Origin of the sequence: Roseateles sp. (assembly GCF_965229315.1) — a bacterium.
In the GTDB taxonomy this organism is placed as follows: domain Bacteria; phylum Pseudomonadota; class Gammaproteobacteria; order Burkholderiales; family Burkholderiaceae_C; genus Pelomonas.
Genome location: NZ_CBDDJA010000002.1, coordinates 1,604,898 through 1,628,033 on the forward strand (window position 1 = coordinate 1,604,898; position 23,136 = coordinate 1,628,033).

A 23,136-nucleotide genomic window follows, 5' to 3' on the forward strand; every position below is an offset into this window, starting at 1 on the left:
GACGCCCATGCTGTTTGGCAAGCTGCTGCCCCGCGAGGGCAATTTTTTTGAGCTCTTCAATGAGCACGGCGGCTTTATCGCGGAAGGCGCGCGCGCCTTCCTGAAGATGATCGAGAACTACGCCGACCCGGCGCTGCGCCAGCAGTACGCGGACGACGTCGACAAGGCCGAGCACGCCGCCGACCGTGTCACGGCCGAGGTGAACCGGATGCTGCACCGCACCTTCATCACCCCCATCGACCGCGAGCAGATCCACAGCCTGATCAACGCGATGGACGACATCGTCGACCTGCTGCAGGACTCCTCCGAGACGCTGCAGTTGTACGACGTGCGGGCGGTGCCCGAGCAGGTGCTGCAGCTCGCCACGCTGTCCGTGCGCTGCTGCGAGCGCGTGCAGCACGCCGTCACGCTGCTGCCCAACCTCAGCAAGCCGGCCACCACCGAGGCCGCGCTGAAGACCTGCGAGGAGATTGATCGCCTCGAATCCGATGCCGACCGCGTCATGCGCTCGGCGATGTCGCGCCTGTTCCGCGAGGAGGCCGACGTGCGCGAGCTGATCAAGCTCAAGGCGATCTACGAACAGCTGGAGTCCATCTCGGACCGTTGCGAGGACGTGGCCAATCTGATCGAGGGCATCGTCCTCGAGAACTCCTGATCCCCGGAGCGACCATGCCTCACGCAGAAATCGCCTTCTGGGTGGTGGCGCTGCTCGTCGTGCTGGCGTTGCTGTTCGATTTCATGAACGGCTTCCACGACGCGGCCAACTCCATCGCCACGGTCGTCTCCACCGGCGTGCTCAAGCCCCAGCAGGCCGTGCTGTTCGCCGCCTTCTTCAACGTCCTGGCCGTGCTGGTGTTCCAGCTGCACGTGGCGGCCACGATAGGCAAGGGCATCGTCGAGCCCGGGGTGGTCGACCACCATGTCATCTTCGGCGCGCTGATGGGCGCCATCGCCTGGAACTTCATCACCTGGTACTGGGGCATCCCGTCCAGCTCGTCGCATGCGCTGATCGGCGGCATTGCCGGTGCGGTCGTCGCCAAGGCCGGCCCGCAGGCCCTGATCGCCGGCGGCATCTGGAAGACCGTGGCCTTCATCGTCATCTCGCCGCTGCTGGGGTTCGTGTTGGGCTCGCTGATGATGGTGATCGTGGCCTGGGTGTGCCGGCACAAGTCGCCGCTGCGCATCGACCGCTGGTTCCGCCGCCTTCAGCTCGTGTCGGCCGGCCTGTACAGCCTCGGGCATGGGGGCAACGATGCGCAGAAGACCATCGGCCTGATCTGGATGCTGCTGATCGCAGCCGGCATGGTCGGCGTCGGCGAGCATTCGCCACCGACCTGGGTCATCGTCTCCTGCTACATCGCCATCGGCATGGGCACCATGTTCGGCGGCTGGCGCATCGTGCAGACCATGGGGCAGCGCATCACCAAGCTCAAGCCCGTGGGCGGCTTCTGTGCGGAGACGGGCGGCGCGATCACGCTGTTCGTCGCCACGGCGCTGGGCGTGCCGGTGTCGACGACGCACACCATCACCGGCGCCATCGTCGGCGTGGGATCGGTGCAACGGGCCTCGGCGGTGCGCTGGGGCGTGGCCGGCAGCATCGTCTGGGCGTGGATCTTCACGATTCCCGCCGCAGCGCTGATGTCCGGCGTCTGCTACTGGATCAGCTTCGCCATTTATTGACGCGCCCCTTATGGCCTGACGGTCGCCCCCCCGCAACGGGGTCACGCCCGACGGCCCGGCAAAGCCGGATCGATGGGCGTCGCTGGAGGGGCCGCCGCGCTGCGTGCGCGGCGAATTCAGGGCGTGTCGGCGACCTGCGATTCGAAATATCGTTGGGCGCTGAAGGCGATCGTCGCCATCAGCGTCGTGCCACCGATCAGCAGGCACAGCACGACGCCGATGATGGCGGGCCAGCCGCCTGCTGACGCGGGGCGGCCGGCGTTGAAGCGGGCGTTCCAGCGCTCGTCCGGCGTCAGCCCGTAGATGATGCCGCTCAGCAGCGCAGCGACGAGGCTCACGCCCAGCAGCGGGATCAGCGCCCAGGCCAGGCGGTCATCCTGGCCCAGATGTTCCATGCGCTGCAGGCCGATGAAGCCCAGCAGCGTCGGCAGCGGGAACAACCAGCCCCAGCGGTCCTTCAGCCCGTGCAGGTAGAAGCGGTGGACGCCGAACACGCCCACCAGCAAGGCCAGCCACGTCGCGACGGCCTTGTGCTTGATGTCGTGGTTCATTCGCTGGCCGCCGCGCTGTCGCCCAGGCCGAGCGTGCGCTGCATCAGCACGACGTCCAGCCAGCGACCGAATTTCCAGCCGGCGCTTTTCAGCACGCCGTTGTGCTCGAAGCCCAGCGCGGTGTGCACGCCGATGGAGCCGGCGTTCGCGGCATCACCGATGACGGCCAGCATCTGGCGCGCACCGGCCGCCTCGCAGCGCGCCATCAACTCGGCCAGCAGCAGCCGGCCCAGGCCCTGGCCCTGCGCGGCTGGCGACAGGTAGATCGAGTCCTCGACGCAGAAGCGGTAGGCCAGGCGAGGGCGGAAGTAGTTCGCATAGGCGTAGCCCAGCACCACGCCGCCCCGCTCGGCGACCAGCCACGGCAGGTGGCGGCCCAGCACCTCCTGGCGACGGCGGCCCATTTCCTCGACGCCGGGCACTTCGGTTTCGAAAGTGCCGGTGCCTTTGAGCACCGCCTGGCCGTAGATGGCCTGGATCGCGGGCACGTCGGCGTCGGTGCTCGGGCGTATCGTCAAAGGGGCGTTGGCAGAGGGCTGTGACATTTGCTGTGGGGGAACGACTTGAACTGGTTCGCGTCCAGTTTATAATGCTGGGTTTGGCGCTGGTCGCTGCTCTTTCAAACAGGGCTGCGGCGTATCTACAGTGTCTCCCTTGGCAGAGGGTTCCTGCTACTCGACTTGCTCGCCCTGAGTGTCTCCTCGTGCGGTGGTCACCCAATTTTTAGGAAACATCATGGTTGTGATTCGTTTGGCCCGCGGCGGCTCCAAGAAGCGTCCGTTCTACAACATCGTCGTGTCGAACAGCCGCCAACGTCGTGACGGCCGCTTCATCGAGCGCGTCGGCTTCTACAACCCCATCGCTTCCGGCGCCGCCGAGAAGCTGCGCGTCGCGCAAGACCGCATCAGCTACTGGACCGGTGTCGGCGCCCAGCTGTCGCCCACCGTCGCCCGTCTGGTCGACGACGCGAAGACGGCTGCTGTCGCTGCCGCCTAAGCACGCGTGGCAGGCAACAAGCCTCAGCAAGACGGCGCTTCGGCGCCGTCTTTTGCTTCCTGGCCCGAAGATCTGCTGCCGGTAGGGCGCATCCTGGATGCCTGGGGCATCAAGGGCGGCCTCAAGGTGCAGGCCTACTCGACCGATGCGGACGCGCTGTTCAGCGCCAAGCGCTGGTACCTGGTGTCCACCGGCCCCAAACCGGCGCAGTCCGTGCTGGTCGTACGCTCCGTGCGCGAGCAGGGCGAAGGCATCGTCGCCACGGCCGAGGGTGTGGACGACCGCAATGCCGCCGAGGCGCTGCGCGGCCATGAGATCCACATCCCGCGCAGCGATTTCCCACGCACGCCCGACGGCGAGTACTACTGGGTGGACTTGATCGGCCTCGATGTCCTCAACCGCGAGTCGCAGCCGCTGGGCCGCGTCATCGGCCTCATCGACACCGGCCCGCACGCGGTGTTGCGCATCCTGCCGCCCGGCGTGCAAGAGCCGGCCAAGCCGGACCAGGAACGCTTGATTCCCTTCGTCGCGGCGTTCGTCGATGACGTGAGCCTGGAAGCCAAGCAGATCCGCGTCGACTGGGGCCTCGACTTCTGAGGCTGGCGCCGTGCGCTTCGACGTCCTGACGATCTTCCCGGAGCTGTTCGCGCCGCACCTGGCGCACGGCGTCACGCGGCGCGCCTTCGAGAGCCGGCAGGTCGACGTGCGGCTGTGGCCGCTGCGCGATTTCGCGGACGACAACTACCGCCGCGTCGACGACCGAACCTATGGCGGCGGACCGGGCATGGTCATGCTGGCCGAGCCGCTGGAGAAGGCGCTGGCGGCCGCGAAGGCCGAACGCATGGCGGAGCACGGCGAGGCCGAGCCCGCCGTCATCCACTTCACGCCCACCGGTGCGCGCATCGACCAGGCGCGCGTGCAGCAACTGGCTGCCGGCCCCGGCGCCATCCTGCTGTGCGGCCGCTACGAAGGCATCGACCAGCGCGTGCTGGACCGCCATGTCACGCTGGAACTGAGCCTGGGCGACTTCGTGCTGTCCGGCGGCGAACTGCCGGCGCTGGCACTGCTGGATGCCGTCGCGCGCCTGCAGGACGGCGTGCTGGGCGATGCGCAGTCCCATCTGCAGGACAGCTTTTCGGACGGCTTGCTGGACTGCCCGCACTACAGCCGGCCGGAGCTGCTGGCAGATGGCCGCGCGGTGCCGCCCGTGTTGTTGTCCGGGCATCACGCCGACATCCGGCGTTGGCGCCGCGAGAAGTCCCTGGCGCTGACCTTCGCGCGCCGGCCCGATCTGATCGCCGCCGCGCGTGCTGCCGGCCTGCTCAGCAAGGCCGATGAGGCCTTTCTGGCCGGGCTCTAGGCGAAAACCGCGGTCCGCGCTACACTAGCGGGCTGTCCGATCCTCTGGCGGGTCGAGTGGCTGGTGTTCACGATGAAAGAAGCGTGAAGGCCAGTTGCAAACATCCCGATAAATAGCGGCACCGCCAAGATCCCAGGAGTACAGATGAACCTGATCCAAACCCTTGAGCAAGAAGAAATTGCTCGCCTGAACAAGGCCATCCCGGCTTTCGCCCCCGGCGACACCGTGATCGTCAGCGTCAACGTCGTTGAAGGCACCCGCAAGCGCGTGCAGGCCTACGAAGGCGTCGTCATCGCCAAGCGCAACCGCGGCCTGAACAGCAGCTTCATCGTCCGCAAGATCTCCAGCGGCGAAGGCGTCGAGCGCACGTTCCAGCTCTACAGCCCGCTGATCGCGACCATCGAAGTCAAGCGCCGCGGTGACGTCCGCCGCGCCAAGCTGTACTACCTGCGCCAGCGTTCGGGCAAGTCGGCACGTATCAAGGAGAAGCTGGCTTAATCAGCCTGCTTTCGGCACGCAAGCCGCCCGGAGCCTACGCTCTCGGCGGCTTTTGTCTTTTCGCATGAAACGCCCCGCCATCACCCAACCCCAGCTCGCACCGGTCATCGGCGTCGACAGCCACCTGCCGGCTGTGCCCGCCGCGGCCTTGCTGCCCCAGGCGATTCGCGCACGGCTGCAGGCGCAGCACGACTGGACCCCTGAGTTCGCCGGTGATGGCGGCCTGTTCGCCGACCGCGCGCCCGCGGGCGCCGCCGTGCTGGTGCCCCTGGTGCGGCGCGAGGCCGGTCTGAGCCTGCTGCTGACCCGCCGCACCGACCACCTGCGCGACCACGCCGGCCAGATCAGCTTTCCGGGTGGACGCGTCGAGCCCGAAGACGATGGGCCCGTGGCGACCGCGCTGCGCGAGACCGAGGAAGAGATCGGCCTGGCGCGCCGCTACATCGACGTCATCGGCCAGTTGCCCATCTACTCGACGGTGACGGCCTTCCAGGTGACGCCCGTCGTGGCGCTGGTGGAGCCCGGCTTCACGCTGCAGCTCGACCCGGTCGAGGTCGCCGAGGCCTTCGAGGTGCCGCTGGCCTTCCTGATGGACCCGGCCCACCACCAGCACCACCGCTTCGAGTTCGCCGGCACCGAGCGGCGCTTCCTGTCCATGCCATGGCAGGGGCCGCAGCGGGAGTACTTCATCTGGGGCGCGACGGCAGCGATGTTGCGCAACCTCTACCGATTGCTCGCCACTGCCTGAGCGAGGCGCGTGGCGCCACTATCATCCCGGCCCATGAATTTCTTTGCGGTGCTGCTGGCCCTGTTGTGTGAACAACTCAAGCCCCTGAGGCATGGCAACCGCGTGCACCAGTCGGTCATCGGCTGGGTGCGGTGGACGGGGCGCAACTTCGATGCCGGCGACGAGCACCATGCGGTCGTCGTGTGGGCCATCACGGTGCTCGTGCCAGGCCTGGCCATCGCGCTGCTGTACTGGGCGCTGCGCCACTTCAGCGTGCTGCTGGCGCTGGCGCTGGATGTGCTCATCCTGTACCTGACGCTGGGTTTCCGGCAGTTCAGCCATTACTTCACCGACATCCGCGACGCGCTGGAGCGCGGCGACGACACGACCGCGCGCGGCCTGCTGGCGGAGTGGCGCCACCTCGACGCGAGCGAGCTGCCGCGCACCGAGCTGATCCGCCACGTCATCGAGCATTCGCTGCTGGCCGCGCACCGCCATGTGTTCGGCGTGTTCTTCTGGTTCATCGTCTGCTCGACGATAGGCCTGGGCCCGGCCGGTGCGGTGCTGTACCGCATGGCGGAGTTCGCCAGCCGCTACTGGGCCTTCAAGAGCCGCACGCTGGATGCGCCCACCAACCCACGCCTGCTGGCGCTGGCGCGACAGGCCTTCGTCCTCATCGACCATGTGCCCGCGCGTCTGACGGCCACAGGCTTTGCCATCGTCGGCAACTTCGAGGAGGCCGTGAACGGCTGGCGTCGCGATGCCAGCCTGTGGCTGCATCCCAACGAAGGCATCATCCTCGCGTCCGCCGCGGGCGCCGTGGGCTTGCAGCTGGGCGGCGCCGCCGCGCCCGGCATCACGCCGGACCGCAGCAAGACCTTCGACGCCGGCTCCGAGCCCGAGGCCACCGGTGCGGCGGGCTCCACGGCCGGTGCACTGCCGCAACTGGGCCATCTGCAGAGCGTTGTGGGCCTGGTCTGGCGCTCGGTTGTGCTGTGGATGCTGCTGCTGGCCCTGCTGACGCTGGCCAACCTGGTTGGCTGATCTCTTCGCCATGAACTTTCCCGACCTGCCGGCGCTGGCCGAGCCTGACCTCGCCGTGCAAGTGCAGCACGCGCTGGATCACAAGACCAAGCCGTTGGGCGCGCTGGGCCGCATCGAGGCGCTGGCGTTGCAGCTGGCGTTGATCCAGGGCGTCGAGCGGCCTTCCTTGCGGCAGCCGCAGCTCGTCGTCTATGCGGCCGACCATGGCCTGTCCCGGCGCGGCGTGTCGGCCTACCCGCGCGAGGTCACGCCGCAGATGGTCGCCAACATGCTGGCCGGCGGCGCGGCCGTGTCGGTGCTGGCGCGTCAGCAGGGCCTGGCGCTGACGGTCGCGGACTGCGGCGTCGATGCGCCGCTCGCTGCGGGCGCCGCCGACCTGCGCATCGCGGCCGGCACGGCCGACGCCAGCGCCGGCCCCGCGATGACGATGGCGCAGGCCGAACAGGCGCTGCGCAAGGGCATGGTGCTGGTCGAGCGGCTGCCGGGCAATGCGCTGCTGCTGGGCGAGATGGGCATCGGCAACACGTCGTCCGCGAGTCTGCTGATGCAACGCCTCACGGGCCAGCCTCTCGCCGATTGCGTGGGCCGCGGCACAGGATTGGACGATGCCGGCCTCGCGCGCAAGCTCGCGGTGCTGGGCGAGGCGCTGGCGGCAAACGCCGCGGCGCAGACGCCGCTGGAGATCGCCGCGGCGCTGGGTGGCTTCGAGATCGTCACGATGGCCGGCAGCGTCATGGCGGCCGCAGCGCAGCGGCGTGTCGTCGTCGTCGACGGCTTCATCACGACGGCTGCCGTGGCGCTGGCCGACGCGCTGCGGCCCGGCGTGCTGGCCGCCTGCGTGTTCGCGCACCGCTCGGCCGAGGGCCCGCATGCGCGCTGGCTGCAGCAGTTGGGCGTGCGCCCGCTGCTGGACCTGGATCTGCGTCTGGGCGAGGGCAGCGGTGCCGCGCTGGCTTGGCCGCTGCTGACGGCCGCCTGCGCGCTGCTGGCCGACATGGCGAGCTTCGAGAGCGCCGGCGTCAGCAACCGGGACTGACGCGGTGCGGCTGTTCCTCGTTGCGCTGCAGTTCCTGACCCGGCTGCCGGTGCGGCTCAACCGCTTCGAGCCGGCGTGGCTGAACGACTGCGTGCGCCACTTTCCGCTGGTCGGCGCGCTGGTCGGCGCGGTGGGCGCTGCCGTGTTGATCGGCGCGACGCAGCTCTGGCCCCCTGCGGTCGCGGCCGTGCTGGCGTTGACGGTGACGGTGGCCTTGACGGGGGGCTTCCACGAAGACGGCCTGGCCGACACCTTCGATGCGCTGGGCGGCGTCGTCGGCCGCGACAAGGCGCTGGCGATCATGAAGGACTCGCGCATCGGCAGCTACGGCGCGCTGGCGCTGGGGCTGACGCTGCTGCTGCGCGCCGCGTTGCTCGGGGTGCTGGCGTCACGCCCGCTGTGGGTGCCGGTTGCGGCGCTGGTCGCCAGCCATGCCTTCGCGCGCGCGGCGGCCGTGGGCGTCATGGTCAGCCTGCCGTATGGCGGTGACGTCGAGCACGCCAAGGCCAAGCCGCTGGCGCTGGCCGTGGCGCCGCGCAACTTCTTCATCGCATTGGCCTGGTGCGGGCTGATCATGGGCGCGTTGCTGGCGCTGGGTGCCTACCTGCCGCGCCTGATCGCAGCGCTCGCTGCCGCGACGCTGGCCGCGCTGCTGATGCGCCAGTGGCTGAAGCGCCGCCTGGGCGGCTACACCGGCGATGGCCTGGGCGCCACGGAGCAACTGGCCGAGATCGCCGTGCTGCTGGCGTTCGCGGCAGCGCTCTGATGCCAGCCTTCACGATCTGGCGCCACCCCAAGCCGCAGGGGGCGGCGGGGCGCTGCATCGGTGCGCGCACCGATCTGCCCGTGGACCGGCGCAAGGCCAAGCGCCTCGCGCACCGCATCCGCGCGCATGCCCGCCGCCATGGCTTGCCGCGGGAGGTCGTCACGTCGCCGCTGGCCCGCGCCGCCGATGTGGGCCGTTGGCTGAAGCGCTGGGGCTTTTGCTGGCGGGCCGATGCGGCGCTGGCCGAAATCGACTTCGGCGCCTGGGACGGCCGGCGCTGGGCCGACATCCCGCAAGCCGGGTTCGACCGCTGGATGGCGGACTTCGCCGCTTTCGATTTCGAGGGCGGTGAGTCCCTGAACGGTCTGCTCGGGCGCGTGACCGCCTGGCAGCCCAGCTGCGCGCTCGCCGTGGGGCACGGCGGCTGGATCAACGCTCGCCTGTGGCGGCAGCAGTGCGCCGGCGAGCGGCCGGCGCCCGCCACCTGGCCAGCGCCACCGGCCTATGGGCGGGCTACTTCAATACCGTCTGCTGCATGAACAGCACGGTGGCGTAGAACTGGTAGTCCTGGTTTTCCTTCTTCTGGAAACCATGGCCCTCGTTCTCGGCGCGCAGGTACCAGACCGGCGTGCCGCCCTCGCGCACCTTGGCGACGATCTGCTCGGCCTCGGTGTAGGGCACGCGCGGGTCGTTCTTGCCCTGGATGACGAACAGCGGCTTCCTGATCTTCGCGGCGTTGGTCAGCGGCGAGATCTTCTCCAGGTGCTCGCGCATGGCCGGGTCCCGCTCGTCGCCGTACTCGACGCGGCGCAGGTCGCGGCGGTAGCTCTCGGTGTTCTTCAGGAAGGTCACGAAGTGCGAGATGCCGACCACGTCGATGGCGCCGGCGATGCGGTCCGCGTAGTTCGTCGACACGGCCAGCGTCATGTAGCCGCCGTAGCTGCCGCCGGTGACGAGCACGCGCGACGCGTCCAGGTCGGGCTGCGTGGCGATCCAGTCCAGCAGCGCGCCGATGTCCTTGACCGAGTCCTCGCGCTTGAAGCCGTTGTCCATCGCCAGGAAGCTCTTGCCGTAGCCGGCGGAGCCGCGCACGTTGGGCTGGATCAGCGCCATGCCCAGTTCCTGCACGAAGTAGGCGCTGCGCCCCAGGAAGCCGAACGTGGCCTGGCCCTCGGGGCCGCCGTGGATGGAGATCAGCACGGGCCGCTTGCCGGAGAACTTGGCCGCCGGCGGCTTGGTCATCAGGCCGGAGATGGCCGTGCCGTCGAAGCTCTTCCAGCGCACGATCTGCTGCTCGGCGAACGTTGACGTGTCCAGCCCCGCGGGTGCGGCGGCGCGCGTCCACTGCTGCACGCGGCCATCGGTGCCCAGCGAGTAGATCTGGCTGGGCCCCTGGGCGTTGCTGATCGAGAAGGCCAGTTCACCGCGCGACGTGTTGTAGCGGGCCGTGCCGACGTTGCCGTTGGGCAGCACGGCGGGCGCGGGCAACTCCTGGCCCGTGGCGGGGTCGAAGAAGCGGATCTCGTCGCGGCCGTCGACGTTGAACTGCGCGGCCATGCGGCTGCCGTCCTCGGTCATCGTCACGCCGCTGACGTCCCACGGGATGTGGCTGCTGACGCGGTCGATGCGGCTGCTGGCGAGGTCCAGCTTCATCAGCTCGCGGAACTCGCCGGCGCGGTCGCTGGCGATCCACAGCGTGCGGCCGTCCGGCGACCAGCCGGCGGGTGCGTAGCTGGCCTTGGGTTCCTGGCTGCCCACGGCCGGCACGACCTGCCTGGCCACGCCGCTGGCGGCGTCCATCATCCAGATCTGCGATTCGTTGGCCGACAGGTAGCGCGTCAGCGGGATCTGCCGCTCGTCGGGCGACGGCCGGCCCGTACCCCAGCCGCCGCCGTCCAGCTCGGCGAGCTTGCGCCGCGCCTCGGGCTTCTCCGGGTCCATCAGCCACAGCGTCGTCGCGATCTTCGCGCGTGAGCCGCCTTCGGCCGTGCGGTCGATGGGCACCGACGAGTAGATCAGCTGGCCGCTCTTGCGCAGCCAGGTGTTCACCGCGTGGCGCTCGTTGGGGCTGGTCAGCAGCACGGGCAGGGCGCCGGGCTGGCCCAGCGCCAGGCGGTAGATCTGCGCGACCTCGTTGCCGCCGGTGGCGCGCTCGAAGACGATGTAGCGGCCCTCGCGCGGCTCGTAGCTGGCGCGCACGACGGGGTCGATGCCGTCCGTCAGCTGCTCGCCTTCAGCCAAGGGGGAGGTCACGCGGAACAGCTGCGCCGTGTCGGCCCCCGCCTTGCGGTGGCTGACCAGCATCTCGCGCTTCGTCGGGTGCCAGTCGGTGAAGCTGTGGCCGCGGAAGTCGTTGTAGCGGCCGACCGTGTCGGCCAGGCTCTGCGGCACGGGCGGGATGCCCTGCACGACGAGGTTGGCGTTGGGCTGGACGACCGGTGCCGGTGCCGGCGTGGACGCGCAGGCGGCCAGCAATGCGGTGGCCAGGGCGCAGACGGAGAAGCGCAGCGGAGTGAGATGGATCATGGGGCCTCAAAAGGAAATGGGCGCTCGAAGAGGCGCCCATTCTCATGCGGGCCGGACTCAGGTCCAACCCGGTGTGTCGTCGGTCATGCCGTCTGCTGGATGCCGGCGATCAGCCAGCCTTCACCCGATTTGGCCAGGTGCCAGACCTCGTCGAAGTCCTGCGCGGCCAGGTCGCTCGCCTCGCGCACCAGGCCCGAGAAGCGCACGGAGACGATCTGCTCGCCGTTCTCGGTGGCGACGTCCACGACGTTGGCGTCCAGCTGCAGCACTTCGGTGCGTTGCACCTGCGTGCCGCGCTCCAGCAGGTCGTGCTGGATGCTGGCGTACATCTGCGGCGTCGTGAAGCGGCGCAGGTCGGCCTGGTCACCGGCATCGTTGGCCGCCTGCAGGCGGATGAACACCTGCTTGGCGATCTTCTCGAAGCCGGCGGCGTCGAAGTCGGCGGGCAGGGCCGAAGCGAGCGGCGCCGCGACGGCCGCAGCCGTTGCGGCGGTGCCGGTGGCGGGTTGCGCGTTCCAGGCCGGCTGCTGCGGCTGCGCGTCGAAGTTCATGCCATTGGCAGCGGCCAGTTGCGGCGACTTCGGCGCCGCGAAGCGGCGCATGACGAAGCGGATGACGAAGAACGCCGCCAGGGCCAGCAGCACCATGGTCATCAGGTTGGCCAACTCACCGCCGAGACCGAAGTGGCTGGCCAGCGCGGCCAGGCCCAGACCGGCGGCCAGGCCGGCCAGCGGGCCCATCCACGAGCGCTTGGGCGCGGCAGCGGCAGCCGGTGCCGCGGCGGCCTGCTTGCCCGGCGCGGCCTGTTGCGGCGCGGCGGGTTGCTGGGCCGGCGGCGTGTTCGGCGTGGTTTGCGCAGGCACGCTGCGCTTCATGCCGCCGCTGCCCAGGCGCTTGGCCTCGGCATCGTGGGCGGGCAGGGCGAAGGCCAGCAGGGCGGCCAGGCTCACAGCGAGGATGCGGTTCACGTGAAGTCTCCAGAAAGTGTGGGAGCGGACCCATAGATGGCGCTCGACGCGTGATTTTCAAGCATCCCGGATGTCCGAGACGATGGTTTTTCCGAAGTCTGGCCGCATGAGAAACCGAACAATGGCGGCGGCAGTCTCGTCCGCCGTCTGCAGCTGGCCGCCGTCCTTGAGACCCTGGAAGCGCGCCTGCTCCGGGAAGCTCTTCGGGTCGGTGCCGCGCAACTGCACCTGCATGTCGGTGTCGATGACGCCGGGCGCCAGCGACACGATACCCACGCCCGGCTCCTCCAGCGCGAGTGCGCGGCTGAGGTGGTCCAGCCCGGCCTTGACGGCGCAGTACGACGCCGCACCGGCCATCGCGCGCCGGCCCAGGCCGGACGAGATGTTCAGGATGCGCCGGGTCGGGACGCCCGCGGTCCCGGCGAGAAAGACGCGGCTCAGCAGCGTGGGCGCCTCCAGGCCGACGCGCAGCGCCGCCGACAGGCTGTCGAGGTCGGTGGCGGCCAGCGGGCCGGGCGCGCTGAGCAGCGCGGCGTTGTTGATCAATGTGGCGCTGTCCCAGCCGCGGTTCGCGTCACGGTGGGCGTGCAGCCAGGCCTGCAGCCGCTGGGCGGCAGGCAGTGGATCGGCCAGGTCCAGCGTCCACTGCTCGGCCTGCAGCGCCGGATTCTCGCGGCGCGCGATGCCGATGACGGTGTGCTCGGGCGCCGTGAGCTGCTGCACGAGCGCGGCGCCCAGGCCGCGGGAACTGCCGGTGACGATGTAGAGATGCATGGCTTGCGCGCTGGGCCGTCCCGAGCGCGAGGGCGCCCCCTCGGGGGGCAGCGAGTGAAGCGAGCGTGGGGGTTGCATGTCTAGAAGTCCGGTGGGCAGAAGAAATGATGCCCGGCCACGTGCAGCTCGCTGGCATGCAGCAGCAGGCGCGGGCTGGCGGCGGCGATGTCTGGCGCAGCGTACAGCGTGTCGCCGAGGATGGCATGCCCGAGTGAAGCCAGATGCACGCGTAATTGGTGCGTGCGGCCGGTCAATGGTTCGAGCGCGACGCGCGTGTGGGGGCCCTCGCGGGCCAGCACGCGCCAGCGCGTCTGCGAGGGCTTGCCCAGGTCGACGCTGACCTGTTGGCGCGGCCGGTTCGGCCAGTCGGCCGCCAAGGGCAGGTCGATCAGGCCTTCGCCGTCGAGCGTGCCGCCGACGATGGCGATGTACGCCTTGCCCACGCGTCGCGCAGCGAACTCGGCGCTCAGGTCGCGCTGGGCTTGCGCGCCGCGCGCGAACAGCAGCAGGCCGGACGTGGCCTGGTCCAGGCGGTGCACGACGAGGGCGTCCGGGTACAGCGTCTGCACACGGGCGCTGGCGCAGTCCGCTTCGATGCGGCCCGGCACGCTGAGCAGGCCGGCGGGTTTGTCGATGACGACCAGCCGGTCGTCGGCGTGCAGCACGCGGATGTTCATCGCCGTTCCCACGGGGACGGACCGGACTTGCCAGCGTTCAGCGAGGCAAGTTTGGGCGAGTGGCTCACCATCTCATCGCGACGACACGACGATGCCCGCCACGATCAGCGCGAAGGCCACGCCGTGGTACCAGGCCGGCGCGATGCCCAGCAGCGCGGCAGAGATTAGGGCGGCGAACACCGGCGTCAGGTTGACGAAGAAGCCGGCCACCGCCGGCCCGGCCTCCGCCACGCCCAGGCCCCAGCAGCGGTAGGCGATCAGCGACGGCCCGATGGCCACGTAGACCAGCGCCGCGACGAGCGCCGGGCTCCACTGGATGGCCGTCGGCACCACGACCTGTTCTGCGCCCGCCGCGACGGCTGAGAACACGACACCGAACATCAGTTGCGACATCAGCGACTCGGCCCAGTTCCAATCCGGCGTCTCGCCGGGCCGCAGCCCCCTCATCGGCCGGGCCAGCATCCACGAATACACCGCCCAGGTGAAGATGGCCAGCAGCATCAGCAGGTCGCCCGGCACGAAGCGCACCGCCAGCAGCGCGCCAGGTTCGCCGCGTGCGATGACCAGCGCCACGCCCAGCAGCGACAGCCCGGCGCCCGCCGCCTGGCGGCGCGTCGGCTTCACGCCGTAGGCCAGCGCACCTACGCCCAGCATCCACACCGGCATGCTGGCGGTGATCAGCGTCACGTTCAGCGGCGACGAGGTGTGCAGCGCCAGGTACTGCAGCGCGTTGTAGCAACCCATGCCGAGAAAGCCCAGCCAGGCCAGGCTGCGCCAGCGCTTGAGCGCCTCCCGCGGGTCGGCCAGCAGGCGGCGCGCCAACGGCGCGAGCAGCATCGAGGCGAGCAGCCAGCGCAGCGCGTTCAGCGTCATCGGTGGGATGGCGTCGCGCACTGCTCGGCCGACGACGGCGTTGCCGGCCCACAGCAGGGGCGGCAGCGTCAGCAGCAGAGCAAGTCGTGGGGTCAGCTTCATCACCGGTCGCGCGGCGGGCAAAGGGCTGGCACGATAGCCGACAACTCAACCAGGAGATGCGTGATGACTGAAAAGGCCGTGGTGATCGAAGCCCCGGGCGGCCCGGAGCAGTTGAAGCTGGTGGCGGTGGACGTCGGCGAGCCCGGCCCCGGTGAAATCCGCATCCGCCACCAGGCCTGCGGGCTGAACTACATCGACGTCTACCACCGCGACGGCACCTACCCGATGCCGCTGCCCGCGCGCCTGGGCATGGAGGGCGCGGGCGTCGTGGAGGCCGTGGGTGAGGGTGTTACGCACCTCAAGGCCGGTGACCGTGCCGCCTACGCCAGCCAGCCGCCGGGCGCCTACGCCACGGCGCGCGTGATGCCGGCCAAGGCCGTGCTGAGGCTGCCCGACGACATCGCGTTCGACACCGCGGCCGGGATGATGCTCAAGGGCCTGACCGTGCAATACCTGCTGCGCCGCACGCTGCCGCAGGATGGCCTGAAGGCGGGCGATTTCGTCGTCTTCCACGCAGCGGCCGGCGGCGTCGGCCTCATCGCCTGTCAGTGGGCCAGGGCGCTGGGCCTGCAGTTGATCGCGACCGCGGGCAGCGACGAGAAGTGCCAGCTCGCGCTGGACCAGGGTGCCGCACACGCCATCAACTACCGGCGCGAGATGGATTTTGCGGCGAGGGTGCGCGAGATCACGGGCGGGCGCGGCGTCAAGGTGGTCTACGACTCGGTCGGTGCCGACACCTGGGAGGGCTCGCTGAACTGCCTGGCGCCGTTCGGCCTGATGGTCAGCTTCGGCGGCGCCTCCGGGCCGGTGCCGCCGTTCAGCGTCGCGACGCTGGCGGCCAAGGGGTCGATCTACGTGACCCGGCCGACGCTGTTCACGCACATCGCCACGCGCGGGGCGGCGCAGGCGATGGGCGACGAGCTGTTCGCGATGGTATCCAGCGGACAGGTCAAGATCCGCATCGACAAGCGCTACGCGCTGGCCGACGCGGCCGAGTCGCATCGCGACCTGCAGGCGCGCCGCCTGCTGGGCAGCGCCGTGTTGCTGCCCTGAAAACGACAAGGCCGGCGCAGTGGCCGGCCTGGTTTGGAGCGGGGTCCGTTCAGCGCGCGTTGCTGCGGCGGCGGGCGATGGCGCCGATGGCGGCCAGGCCGGCGAGCATCAGCGCATAGCTTTCGGGCTCCGGCACCGGCTGCGCCTGGATGTTGAGCGAGCCGGTGAAGCCGACCGAGCCGCCGATCAGGTTGCCGGTGACGACCAGCGTGTGCAGCGTGGGCGTCAGGCTGGTGGCCGCATAGGTCCACACATCGACGCCGATGCCGCCGGGGAACGAGGTGTTGACGTCGGCGCTGAACGGGTTGCCGTCAAAGGTCACGCCCGTCACGTCGAAGCCGCTGCCGGCCGCGAAGTTGGCGGTGATGACGGCGTTCAGGTTGATGCTGGTCAGCGCGGCCAGGCTGCTCAGGTCCAGCGTGAACGTGTTGGCGCCACTGACGGCGGCCGAGAAACTGCCCGACCACTGGTTGGGGCCCGTGGTGGTCAGCGTGATGGGCGTCGACGCGGACGCGATGGTGCTGGCGAGCAGCAGACCGGCGGAGATCAGAGCGGGCTTGAGCATCATGGTCGGACTCGTTGGCGGAAATAGGTTATGGCCTTGAGTATGGCATCCCTAGGATGACAGCTGAACGACACGCCTCGCAACACATCCCGCAGCTGCGGGTGGTGAAAACCCGGTGGTGCTCAGGCGATACGGCGCAGCACGACCTCGAAGCTGAACGAGGAACCGACCCCGGGCTCGCTTTCGACGGCGATGCTGCCGCCCATCAAGGCGATGAGGCGCTGCACGATGGTCAGCCCCAGGCCCGTGCCGCCGTAGCGGCGCGTGATGCTGCCGTCGGCCTGGGTGAAGGGGTCGAAGATCTGCCCGATCTGGTCCCGCGTCATGCCGATGCCCGTGTCGCTGACGGCCATGCGCAGCCGCAGCCGCTGCGGCGGATCGTTGTCATGGGCGTCGGCCAGCGCGATCTCGACCCGCACCTCGCCGTGCTCGGTGAACTTCAGCGCGTTGCCGACTAGGTTGATCAGCACTTGGCGCAGCCTCAGCGCATCGCCCACCAGCCAAGACGGCACGCCGGCCTGGACTGTGGTGTTGAGCTGGATGCCCTTGTCGTGCGCCTGCAGCAGCAGCGGCTGCATCGATTCGCCCAGGCAGTCGTGCAGGCTGAACGGGTGCGCGTCGATGACGATCTTGCCGGCTTCGATCTTCGCCACGTCGAGCAGGTCGTTGATGATGGTCATCAGTCCCTTGGCGGAGTCGTGGGCCATCTCGATGAAGCGGCGCTGGCGCGCGTTCAGCTCGGTCTGCAGCACCAGTTCGGTCAAGCCCAGTACGCCGTTCATGGGCGTGCGGATCTCGTGGCTCATGTTGGCGAGGAAGGCGCTTTTGGCGTGGCTGGCCGATTCCGCCGCCTCGCGTGCGGCCACGAGTTCGGCCTGGCTGGCCTTCAGGTCGGCGATGTCACGGGCATTGAAGAGCATGACGGTGTCGCCCGTGACCGGGTCGCGCATGGGGCGGGCGTCCAGCGCATGCCAACGCCGGCCGTCCAGTGTCTGCAGTTCGACGTCCTGGCGGCAGGTGTCGCCACGCAGCACGCGGCAGAGGATGCTGTCGGCATCGGCGCCATGGGCGAACAGGCTGCCGAACTCGGTCTGGCCGGCGGCCGGTGGCGTGTCGCCGAAGGTCAATGCGGCGGCCGGGTTGCGCATCAGCAGATCGCCGCGCTGCAGGCCGAAGACGGCGATGCGCACCGAGGTGTGCTGCAGCGCCTCGACGCCACGCAGCATCGACAGGTCGGCATCGCCGCCCAGGGAATCGGCCGCGAACAGCATGACCTGGCGGCGATCCGGCGTGCGCATGCCGCGCGAGACCAGCATCACCGTGGTGGGCTCGCCCTTGGGGTACAGGGTCCACTGCTCGCGCACGATCCTGCCCTGGGCGTGGTCGGCGGCCGTGACGGCCAGGCGTTCGCGCACGGCATCGCCATGCTCGGAGAAGTCGCGCGAGAGGAATTCTTCGGCGCTGTCGGCGTGCCAGAAGCGAAGGGCCGCAGCGTTGGCCCAGAGGTTGCGCTGTTGTTCGGGGTCGAAGACCCACAGCGGGACATCGAGCCAGTCGTAGTGGCTCAGGCTGGCAAAGTCGAGAAGCATCGGCGGCGGGGAATCAACCCCGCATTGTCGGCGACGCTTCAGGCGCGACGGCGGCGCAGCAGTGCGAAAAGACCGATACCTGCCAGCGCCAGCACGCCCGTCGCCGGTTCCGGCACGGGCGAGGCGAGGTTGGCGACCTGGCTGGCGGTGAGCGCCGTGTCGTAGATGCGCAGGTAGTCGATGCTGCCGGCGCTGGCCTCGCCGCTCACCGCGTTGTCATCGCGGAAGAAGTAGGCGATCTGGTTGGCGCCGCTGAACTGCGACAGGCCAGCCGTGTCGTTGAACTGGAACTGCAGCACGCCGTTGACGTAGCCGGTCAGCAGGCCGGCAGCGTCGCGGGTCAGTGTGACGCGGGCGTCCGTGGCGATGGCGAACACGCTGTCCGGGCCGGTGGCCTCGTTGTAGAACTTCAGCTGGCTGCTGTAGTTGTACAGGCCGGTGTCGGAAGTCAACGCCTTGAAGTCGATCAGGCGGCGATAGCCACTCACCAGGTCGAAATTGAAGACGAAGTCAATCGTGTAGACGCTGGCATTGACGGCGTTTTCGAGCGAGAGGCCCTGGTTGGCGCCAAAGCTGTAGCGGCCGGCCTGGGTGGTGAAGTCACCGCCCAGCGTCGTCAACGCGGGGCCGCCGAGCAGGTCGCTGGCGTCGTTCATCAGGTACACGTGGCTGGCGGTCTGGGCCTGGGCCAGTGCAGCGGCGGACAGGGCGAGGGTGGCAACGAACAGGCGCATGGCAGCAGTCTCCGGAGTTGACCGGCAGCGTAGCCGAGGGGTGCACCGGGCGCCTCCCCCCAAGGCAAGGGAGGTGCAGGTGTCCGGTTGCCTGTTCGGCCGGCGCTCAGCCGCGGCGTACGCGGCGCAGTTCGTCCAGGATGAGCAGCACGGCGCCGACCGTGATCGCGCTGTCGGCCACGTTGAACGCCGGGAAGTACCAGCCGCCGGCATGCACCTGGATGAAGTCGACGACGTAGCCGTGGATGGCGCGGTCGATGACGTTGCCCAGCGCGCCGCCCAGGATCAGCGTCAGCGCCCAGGCGAACAGCCGCTGCTGGCCGTGCCGGCGCAGCATCCAGACGATGACGGCGGCGGCAACCACGCCCAGCGCCAGGAAGAACCAGCGCTGCCAGCCCGAGGCGCCGTGCAGGAAGCTGAAGGCAGCGCCGTAGTTGTGCGCGCGCACCAGGTTGAAGAAGCCGGTGACGGGGCGCACGTCGCCGAGCTGGAAGGCGCCCAGCACCAGGATCTTGGTGAACTGGTCGGCCAGGATGATGAGGGCGGCGATGAGCAGCCACTGGGCGAGGCCGGGCGCGGCGGAGGAGTGCTTGGGCATGGTCGGCGAGGCCGGAGCGGGGTGATCAGGCAGAGGGGCGCAAATGTACCCGGGCCGCGCGCGACGGCGCGCGGCCCGCCGGGCGGTGGGGCGCTCAGGCGACGGTACGGGTTTCGCCCGTGCCGTGCAGGTTGCTGTCGCAGCGGCCGCAGATCGTCGGATGGGCCGGGTTCTGGCCGACATCGGCGCGGTAGTGCCAGCAGCGTTCGCACTTGGCGTGGCTGCTGGGCGTGACGAGCACGCCCAGTTCGCCTGCCGATGCGAGGCGCACCGACGACGTGATGAACACGAAGCGCAGGTCGTCGCCCAGGCTGGCGAGCAGCATCTGGTCCTGCTCGTTCACCTGGAGTACCAGCTCCGCCTGCAGCGACGCGCCGACGGCGCCGGTCACGCGCACGGCTTCGATGGCCTTGTTGACCTCGTCGCGGATCTCGTGGATGCGGTGCCACTTGGCCAGCAGCGCGGCGTCCGTAATGCCGAAGTCCCAGTAGGTTTCGGTGAAGATGCTGTCGCTCTTGCCGAACAGGGCCCAGGCTTCCTCGGCCGTGAAGCTGAGGAAGGGCGCCATCCAGCGCAGCATGGCGTGCGTGATCTGCCACAGCGCCGTCTGCGCCGAGCGGCGCGCCAGGCTCTTGGGCGCGGTCGTGTAGAGGCGGTCCTTCAGCACGTCCAGGTAGAACGCGCCCAGGTCCTCGGAGCAGTAGACCTGCAGCTTGGCGACGACCGGGTGGAACTCGTAGCGCTCGAAGTGGGCCAGGATATCGGCCTGCAGCTCGGCGGCGCGGGCCAGCGCGTAGCGGTCCACTTCCAGCAGGTCCTCGGGCGCGACAGTGTCCGTCGCCGGGTCGAAGTCGCTGACGTTGGCGAGCAGGAAGCGCAGCGTGTTGCGGATGCGGCGGTAGCCGTCGACGACGCGGTCCAGGATCTTCTTGTCCCCGGCGATGTCGCCGGAATAGTCCGAGGCCGCCACCCACAGGCGGATGATCTCGGCGCCCAGCTTCTCGCTGACCTCCTGCGGCTGGATGCCGTTGTTCAGCGACTTGCTCATCTTGCGGCCCTGGCTGTCCACGGTGAAGCCGTGGGTCAGCAGGCCGCGGTAGGGCGCGCGACCCTGCAGCGCGCAACTCAGCAGCAGCGAGCTGTGGAACCAGCCGCGGTGCTGGTCATGGCCTTCCAGATAGAGGTCGGCCTCGGGGCCGGTCTCATGCGCCGCGCCCTTGTGGCTGCCCTTGAGCACGTGCTGGAAGGTGGAGCCGGAGTCGAACCAGACGTCCAGGATGTCATTGCCCTTGGTGTACTGCGCGGCCTCGTCACCGAGCCAGTCGCGCGCGTCGAGTTGCGACCACGCCTCCACGCCGCCCTGCTCGACGATCTGCGCGGCACGCTCGATGAACTCCAGCGTGTTCGGGTGCGCGTCGCCCGTGTCCTTGTGCAGGAACACCGGCAGCGGCACGCCCCAGGAGCGCTGGCGCGAGATGCACCAGTCGGGCCGGCCCGCGATCATGTCGTGCAGCCGGGCGCGGCCGTTTTCCGGGTAGAACTTGGTGGCCGCGATGGCGGCCAGCGCGGTGTTGCGCAGGGTCTCGGGCGCTTTGTCGGTCGTGAAGACGCCGTCGCCCTCGTCCATGCGCACGAACCACTGCGCGGCGGCGCGGTAGATGACCGGCGACTTGTGGCGCCAGCAGTGCGGATAGCTGTGCGTCAGCTTGCTTTGCGCCATCAGACGGCCGTTGTCGAGCAGCGTCTGCGCGATAACGGGGTTGGCCTTCCAGATGTGCTGGCCGCCGAACAGCGGCAGGTCGGCCGCGTAGGTGCCGTTGCCTTGCACGGGGTTGAGGATGTCGTCGAAGGCCAGGCCGTGCGCGACGCAGGAGTTGAAGTCGTCCAGGCCGTAGGCGGGCGCGGAGTGGACCACGCCGGTGCCGTCGTCGGCGGTGGCGTAGTCGGCCAGGTAGACCGGGCTCTCGCGGTCGTAGCCCGGATGCACTGCGCTAAGCGGATGCTTGAACTTCAGCAGCGCCAGCGCGCGGCCGGGCACGACGGCGACGACGCTGCCTTCCAGTTGCCAGCGCGCCAGGCACTTCTCGACCAGCGCCTCGGCGACGACGAAATAGCCCTTGGGCGTGTCGACCAGCGCGTAGGGCAGCTCGGGGTTCAGGTTCAGCGCCTGGTTGGCCGGGATGGTCCAGGGCGTCGTCGTCCAGATGACGGTGAATGCCTCCTTGGCCAGCGGTGCGACGCCGAAGGCGGCGGCGAGCTTCTCGGGCTCGGCGCTCAGGAAGGCCACGTCGACGGCGGGCGAGTGCTTGTCAGCGTACTCGATCTCGAACTCGGCCAGCGACGAGCCACAGTCGAAGCACCAGTACACGGGTTTGAGGCCGCGGTAGACGAAGCCACGCTCGAACAGCCGCTTCAGCACGCGGATCTCGCCGGCCTCGTTGACGAAGTCCATCGTCTTGTACGGGTGGTCCCAGTCGCCCAGCACGCCCAGGCGCTTGAAGTCCACGCGCTGCTGGTTGATCTGCTCGGTGGCGTAGGCGCGGCTCTTGGCCTGCACCTCGTCGCGCGGCAGGCCGCGGCCGAAGGTCTTCTCGATCTGGTTCTCGATGGGCAGGCCGTGGCAGTCCCAGCCGGGGATGTAGGCCGCGTCGAAGCCCGCCAGCTGGCGCGCCTTGACGATCATGTCCTTCAGGATCTTGTTGACCGCATGACCCATATGGATCTGGCCGTTCGCGTACGGCGGGCCGTCGTGCAGCACGAACTTGCGAGCGCCGCAGCGGGCGTCGCGCAGGCGCTTGTACAGGCCTTGCTCGTCCCAGGCCTTGACCCAGCCCGGCTCGCGCTTGGGCAGGTCGCCGCGCATGGGGAAGGGCGTGTCGGGCAGGTTGAGCGTGGAGCGGTAGTCCGGGGTGGTCATGGCGTGCGGCCAGGCGGCGGGCCTGGCGGTCAGAAGGCGAAGGAGGCGGAGCGAAGAGCGGCGGGGAGCCGCTTCAAATTCGGTCGCGCGTGGTCTGGCGGCTGACCTGGGCGTGCAGCGAAGCGTGGGTGGCCAGGAAGGCGCGGGCTGCCTCGGTGTCGGCCGCGATGGCGGCCGTGAGCGCCGCCAGCCCGTCGTAGCGGGCTTCGTCGCGGAGTTTGTGCAGCAGTTCCACGCGGGCGAGTTTACCGTAGCCCCCCTCCACGCCGAGCGGCCATCGCAGGCAATGCACTTCCAGCAGCACGCGGCCGGCATCTTCCACGGTCGGCCGGCGGCCCAGGCTGGCGACGCCGGGCAGCGGCTCGGGTGCGAGGCCATGGACGAGCACCGCAAAGATGCCCTGCGCAGCGGGCTTGTCGTGCGTGAAGCGCAGGTTGAGCGTGCGAAAGCCGTCGGCGGCGCCTGGGGTCGATTCGCCGAGCTGGCGACCGAGCTTGCGGCCGTGCGTGACGTGCCCGGAGATCGCGTAGGGCCGGCCCAGCAGCGAGGCTGCGGCACTCATGTCGCCCGCCGCGAGCGCCTGTCGCACGGCCGAACTGCTGACGCGCAGGCCGTGCACCTCATAGCTCATCATGCGGGCGACGTCGAAGCCGCGCGCCTTGCCCGCGGCATCCAGCGTCGCGTAGTCGCCCTGGCGCTTGGCGCCGAAGCGGAAATCGTCGCCCACCAACACGTAGCGCGCACCCAGGCCGTCGCCGAGCACCTGGCGGATGAAGTCCTGCGCCGGCAGCGAGGCGAGGGCTTCGTCGAAACGCAGGATGACGACTTGATCGACACCGCACCGTTCCAGCTCGACGAGCTTGTCGCGCAGGTTCGCGATGCGCGCCGGTGCCAGCTCGGGCTTGGCCGATTTGGCCGCGAAGAAGTCGCGCGGATGCGGCTCGAAGGTCAGCACGCAACTCGGCAGGCCCCGGTGGCGGGCCTCGGACCGCAGCAGCGCCAGCATGGCCTGGTGGCCGCGGTGCACGCCGTCGAAGTTGCCGATGGTCAGCGCGCAGGCGGGCGCAATGCCGGGATGGTGGAAGCCTCTGAACACTCGCAT

The 23,136-nt window shown here is 69.5% G+C and carries 24 protein-coding genes and 1 pseudogene; 12 read left to right on the forward strand and 13 right to left on the reverse strand.

What is annotated here, in order from left to right; translation table 11 throughout:
* The first annotated feature begins 7 nt into the window (after nucleotides 1-7).
* Together ACO07H_RS12130 and ACO07H_RS12135 are read left to right on the forward strand one after the other, a co-directional pair.
* Nucleotides 8-655 (forward strand): DUF47 domain-containing protein, encoded by a 648-nt coding sequence (locus ACO07H_RS12130; RefSeq protein WP_422014422.1) that lies wholly within the window; start codon nucleotides 8-10, stop codon nucleotides 653-655.
* Between the two features lie 14 nt (nucleotides 656-669).
* On the forward strand, nucleotides 670-1,680 hold the full coding sequence (locus ACO07H_RS12135; protein ID WP_422014424.1) for an inorganic phosphate transporter: 1,011 nt from the start codon (nucleotides 670-672) through the stop codon (nucleotides 1,678-1,680).
* A gap of 116 nt (nucleotides 1,681-1,796) precedes the next feature.
* Here the strand turns inward: ACO07H_RS12135 and ACO07H_RS12140 are convergent, their stop codons facing one another.
* Together ACO07H_RS12140 and ACO07H_RS12145 are read right to left on the reverse strand one after the other, a co-directional pair.
* Entirely contained in the window at nucleotides 1,797-2,231 is a 435-nt protein-coding gene (locus tag ACO07H_RS12140) for a hypothetical protein (RefSeq protein WP_422014426.1), read from the reverse strand.
* Complete coding sequence (locus tag ACO07H_RS12145; protein ID WP_422014428.1) at nucleotides 2,228-2,776, reverse strand: GNAT family N-acetyltransferase; 549 nt, start codon at nucleotides 2,774-2,776, stop codon at nucleotides 2,228-2,230. Before ACO07H_RS12145 ends, ACO07H_RS12140 begins: the two co-directional genes overlap by 4 nt.
* Nucleotides 2,777-2,966: 190 nt before the next feature.
* Here ACO07H_RS12145 and rpsP point away from each other — a divergent pair, with 190 nt between their 5' ends.
* The 9 genes from rpsP to ACO07H_RS12190 all read left to right on the forward strand — a co-directional run bounded on the left by rpsP (nucleotide 2,967) and on the right by ACO07H_RS12190 (nucleotide 9,197).
* Nucleotides 2,967-3,227, forward strand: coding sequence for a 30S ribosomal protein S16 (gene rpsP, locus ACO07H_RS12150; RefSeq protein WP_422014430.1), 261 nt, complete (start codon nucleotides 2,967-2,969; stop codon nucleotides 3,225-3,227).
* A gap of 6 nt (nucleotides 3,228-3,233) precedes the next feature.
* Nucleotides 3,234-3,824 carry a ribosome maturation factor RimM gene (gene rimM / locus ACO07H_RS12155; RefSeq protein ID WP_422014432.1) on the forward strand — a complete coding sequence of 197 codons (591 nt, stop codon included), beginning with the start codon at nucleotides 3,234-3,236 and terminating at the stop codon, nucleotides 3,822-3,824.
* 10 nt (nucleotides 3,825-3,834) lie between these two features.
* On the forward strand, nucleotides 3,835-4,587 hold the full coding sequence (gene trmD / locus ACO07H_RS12160) for a tRNA (guanosine(37)-N1)-methyltransferase TrmD (RefSeq protein ID WP_422014434.1): 753 nt from the start codon (nucleotides 3,835-3,837) through the stop codon (nucleotides 4,585-4,587).
* Between the two features lie 144 nt (nucleotides 4,588-4,731).
* On the forward strand, nucleotides 4,732-5,085 hold the full coding sequence (gene rplS, locus ACO07H_RS12165; protein ID WP_422014435.1) for a 50S ribosomal protein L19: 354 nt from the start codon (nucleotides 4,732-4,734) through the stop codon (nucleotides 5,083-5,085).
* Between the two features lie 64 nt (nucleotides 5,086-5,149).
* Nucleotides 5,150-5,833 (forward strand): CoA pyrophosphatase, encoded by a 684-nt coding sequence (locus ACO07H_RS12170; protein WP_422014437.1) that lies wholly within the window; start codon nucleotides 5,150-5,152, stop codon nucleotides 5,831-5,833.
* Nucleotides 5,834-5,866: 33 nt separating this feature from the next.
* Entirely contained in the window at nucleotides 5,867-6,856 is a 990-nt protein-coding gene (locus tag ACO07H_RS12175; protein ID WP_422014439.1) for a CobD/CbiB family protein, read from the forward strand.
* Between the two features lie 10 nt (nucleotides 6,857-6,866).
* Nucleotides 6,867-7,892 (forward strand): nicotinate-nucleotide--dimethylbenzimidazole phosphoribosyltransferase, encoded by a 1,026-nt coding sequence (cobT, locus tag ACO07H_RS12180; protein ID WP_422014441.1) that lies wholly within the window; start codon nucleotides 6,867-6,869, stop codon nucleotides 7,890-7,892.
* A 4-nt stretch (nucleotides 7,893-7,896) separates the two neighbouring features.
* Complete coding sequence (gene cobS / locus ACO07H_RS12185; RefSeq protein ID WP_422014443.1) at nucleotides 7,897-8,658, forward strand: adenosylcobinamide-GDP ribazoletransferase; 762 nt, start codon at nucleotides 7,897-7,899, stop codon at nucleotides 8,656-8,658.
* Complete coding sequence (locus tag ACO07H_RS12190; protein ID WP_422014445.1) at nucleotides 8,658-9,197, forward strand: histidine phosphatase family protein; 540 nt, start codon at nucleotides 8,658-8,660, stop codon at nucleotides 9,195-9,197. The genes cobS and ACO07H_RS12190 overlap by 1 nt, the downstream gene beginning before the upstream one ends.
* On the opposite strand, the gene ACO07H_RS12195 is transcribed toward ACO07H_RS12190, so the two are convergent.
* The 5 genes from ACO07H_RS12195 to ACO07H_RS12215 form a co-directional block, all read right to left on the reverse strand.
* On the reverse strand, nucleotides 9,172-11,184 hold the full coding sequence (locus ACO07H_RS12195) for a prolyl oligopeptidase family serine peptidase (RefSeq protein WP_422014447.1): 2,013 nt from the start codon (nucleotides 11,182-11,184) through the stop codon (nucleotides 9,172-9,174). The genes ACO07H_RS12190 and ACO07H_RS12195 overlap by 26 nt on opposite strands.
* Nucleotides 11,185-11,267: 83 nt before the next feature.
* Entirely contained in the window at nucleotides 11,268-12,152 is an 885-nt protein-coding gene (locus tag ACO07H_RS12200) for a Tim44 domain-containing protein (RefSeq protein WP_422014449.1), read from the reverse strand.
* A 57-nt stretch (nucleotides 12,153-12,209) separates the two neighbouring features.
* On the reverse strand, nucleotides 12,210-12,926 hold the full coding sequence (locus tag ACO07H_RS12205) for an SDR family NAD(P)-dependent oxidoreductase (protein WP_422014451.1): 717 nt from the start codon (nucleotides 12,924-12,926) through the stop codon (nucleotides 12,210-12,212).
* A gap of 80 nt (nucleotides 12,927-13,006) precedes the next feature.
* The gene (locus ACO07H_RS12210; protein WP_422014453.1) at nucleotides 13,007-13,603 is read right to left on the reverse strand and encodes a pseudouridine synthase; all 597 of its coding nucleotides are present in this window, start codon (nucleotides 13,601-13,603) and stop codon (nucleotides 13,007-13,009) included.
* A gap of 72 nt (nucleotides 13,604-13,675) precedes the next feature.
* Entirely contained in the window at nucleotides 13,676-14,578 is a 903-nt protein-coding gene (locus tag ACO07H_RS12215) for a DMT family transporter (protein WP_422014455.1), read from the reverse strand.
* 63 nt (nucleotides 14,579-14,641) lie between these two features.
* Here ACO07H_RS12215 and ACO07H_RS12220 point away from each other — a divergent pair, with 63 nt between their 5' ends.
* Nucleotides 14,642-15,631 carry a quinone oxidoreductase family protein gene (locus tag ACO07H_RS12220; protein ID WP_422014457.1) on the forward strand — a complete coding sequence of 330 codons (990 nt, stop codon included), beginning with the start codon at nucleotides 14,642-14,644 and terminating at the stop codon, nucleotides 15,629-15,631.
* Between the two features lie 49 nt (nucleotides 15,632-15,680).
* Here the strand turns inward: ACO07H_RS12220 and ACO07H_RS12225 are convergent.
* The 6 genes and pseudogenes from ACO07H_RS12225 to ACO07H_RS12250 form a co-directional block, all read right to left on the reverse strand.
* Nucleotides 15,681-16,163 (reverse strand): annotated as a pseudogene (locus tag ACO07H_RS12225) (FxDxF family PEP-CTERM protein); the annotation flags it as partial.
* A 155-nt stretch (nucleotides 16,164-16,318) separates the two neighbouring features.
* Nucleotides 16,319-17,785, reverse strand: a complete 1,467-nt coding sequence (locus ACO07H_RS12230) for an ATP-binding protein (protein ID WP_422014459.1) — start codon at nucleotides 17,783-17,785, stop codon at nucleotides 16,319-16,321.
* 38 nt (nucleotides 17,786-17,823) lie between these two features.
* Nucleotides 17,824-18,519 carry a LamG-like jellyroll fold domain-containing protein gene (locus ACO07H_RS12235; RefSeq protein WP_422014461.1) on the reverse strand — a complete coding sequence of 232 codons (696 nt, stop codon included), beginning with the start codon at nucleotides 18,517-18,519 and terminating at the stop codon, nucleotides 17,824-17,826.
* 106 nt (nucleotides 18,520-18,625) lie between these two features.
* A complete protein-coding gene (lspA, locus tag ACO07H_RS12240; protein ID WP_422014463.1) occupies nucleotides 18,626-19,117 on the reverse strand; it encodes a signal peptidase II in 492 nt (163 codons plus the stop codon).
* A gap of 94 nt (nucleotides 19,118-19,211) precedes the next feature.
* On the reverse strand, nucleotides 19,212-22,034 hold the full coding sequence (ileS, locus tag ACO07H_RS12245; RefSeq protein WP_422014465.1) for an isoleucine--tRNA ligase: 2,823 nt from the start codon (nucleotides 22,032-22,034) through the stop codon (nucleotides 19,212-19,214).
* 73 nt (nucleotides 22,035-22,107) lie between these two features.
* Complete coding sequence (locus ACO07H_RS12250) at nucleotides 22,108-23,136, reverse strand: bifunctional riboflavin kinase/FAD synthetase (RefSeq protein ID WP_422014467.1); 1,029 nt, start codon at nucleotides 23,134-23,136, stop codon at nucleotides 22,108-22,110.

Bases quoted from the DNA above. Each gene is read 5' to 3' on its own strand.
- ACO07H_RS12130 (WP_422014422.1), top strand. From the start codon at position 8: ATGCTGTTTGGCAAGCTGCTGCCCCGCGAGGGCAATTTTTTTGAGCTC.
- ACO07H_RS12135 (WP_422014424.1), top strand. From the start codon at position 670: ATGCCTCACGCAGAAATCGCCTTCTGGGTGGTGGCGCTGCTCGTCGTG.
- ACO07H_RS12140 (WP_422014426.1), bottom strand. From the start codon at position 2,231: ATGAACCACGACATCAAGCACAAGGCCGTCGCGACGTGGCTGGCCTTG.
- ACO07H_RS12145 (WP_422014428.1), bottom strand. From the start codon at position 2,776: ATGTCACAGCCCTCTGCCAACGCCCCTTTGACGATACGCCCGAGCACC.
- rpsP (WP_422014430.1), top strand. From the start codon at position 2,967: ATGGTTGTGATTCGTTTGGCCCGCGGCGGCTCCAAGAAGCGTCCGTTC.
- rplS (WP_422014435.1), top strand. From the start codon at position 4,732: ATGAACCTGATCCAAACCCTTGAGCAAGAAGAAATTGCTCGCCTGAAC.
- ACO07H_RS12170 (WP_422014437.1), top strand. From the start codon at position 5,150: ATGAAACGCCCCGCCATCACCCAACCCCAGCTCGCACCGGTCATCGGC.
- ACO07H_RS12175 (WP_422014439.1), top strand. From the start codon at position 5,867: ATGAATTTCTTTGCGGTGCTGCTGGCCCTGTTGTGTGAACAACTCAAG.
- cobT (WP_422014441.1), top strand. From the start codon at position 6,867: ATGAACTTTCCCGACCTGCCGGCGCTGGCCGAGCCTGACCTCGCCGTG.
- ACO07H_RS12190 (WP_422014445.1), top strand. From the start codon at position 8,658: ATGCCAGCCTTCACGATCTGGCGCCACCCCAAGCCGCAGGGGGCGGCG.
- ACO07H_RS12195 (WP_422014447.1), bottom strand. From the start codon at position 11,184: ATGATCCATCTCACTCCGCTGCGCTTCTCCGTCTGCGCCCTGGCCACC.
- ACO07H_RS12205 (WP_422014451.1), bottom strand. From the start codon at position 12,926: ATGCATCTCTACATCGTCACCGGCAGTTCCCGCGGCCTGGGCGCCGCG.
- ACO07H_RS12210 (WP_422014453.1), bottom strand. From the start codon at position 13,603: ATGAACATCCGCGTGCTGCACGCCGACGACCGGCTGGTCGTCATCGAC.
- ACO07H_RS12215 (WP_422014455.1), bottom strand. From the start codon at position 14,578: ATGAAGCTGACCCCACGACTTGCTCTGCTGCTGACGCTGCCGCCCCTG.
- ACO07H_RS12220 (WP_422014457.1), top strand. From the start codon at position 14,642: ATGACTGAAAAGGCCGTGGTGATCGAAGCCCCGGGCGGCCCGGAGCAG.
- ACO07H_RS12230 (WP_422014459.1), bottom strand. From the start codon at position 17,785: ATGCTTCTCGACTTTGCCAGCCTGAGCCACTACGACTGGCTCGATGTC.
- ACO07H_RS12235 (WP_422014461.1), bottom strand. From the start codon at position 18,519: ATGCGCCTGTTCGTTGCCACCCTCGCCCTGTCCGCCGCTGCACTGGCC.
- lspA (WP_422014463.1), bottom strand. From the start codon at position 19,117: ATGCCCAAGCACTCCTCCGCCGCGCCCGGCCTCGCCCAGTGGCTGCTC.
- ileS (WP_422014465.1), bottom strand. From the start codon at position 22,034: ATGACCACCCCGGACTACCGCTCCACGCTCAACCTGCCCGACACGCCC.
- ACO07H_RS12250 (WP_422014467.1), bottom strand. From the start codon at position 23,136: ATGCGAGTGTTCAGAGGCTTCCACCATCCCGGCATTGCGCCCGCCTGC.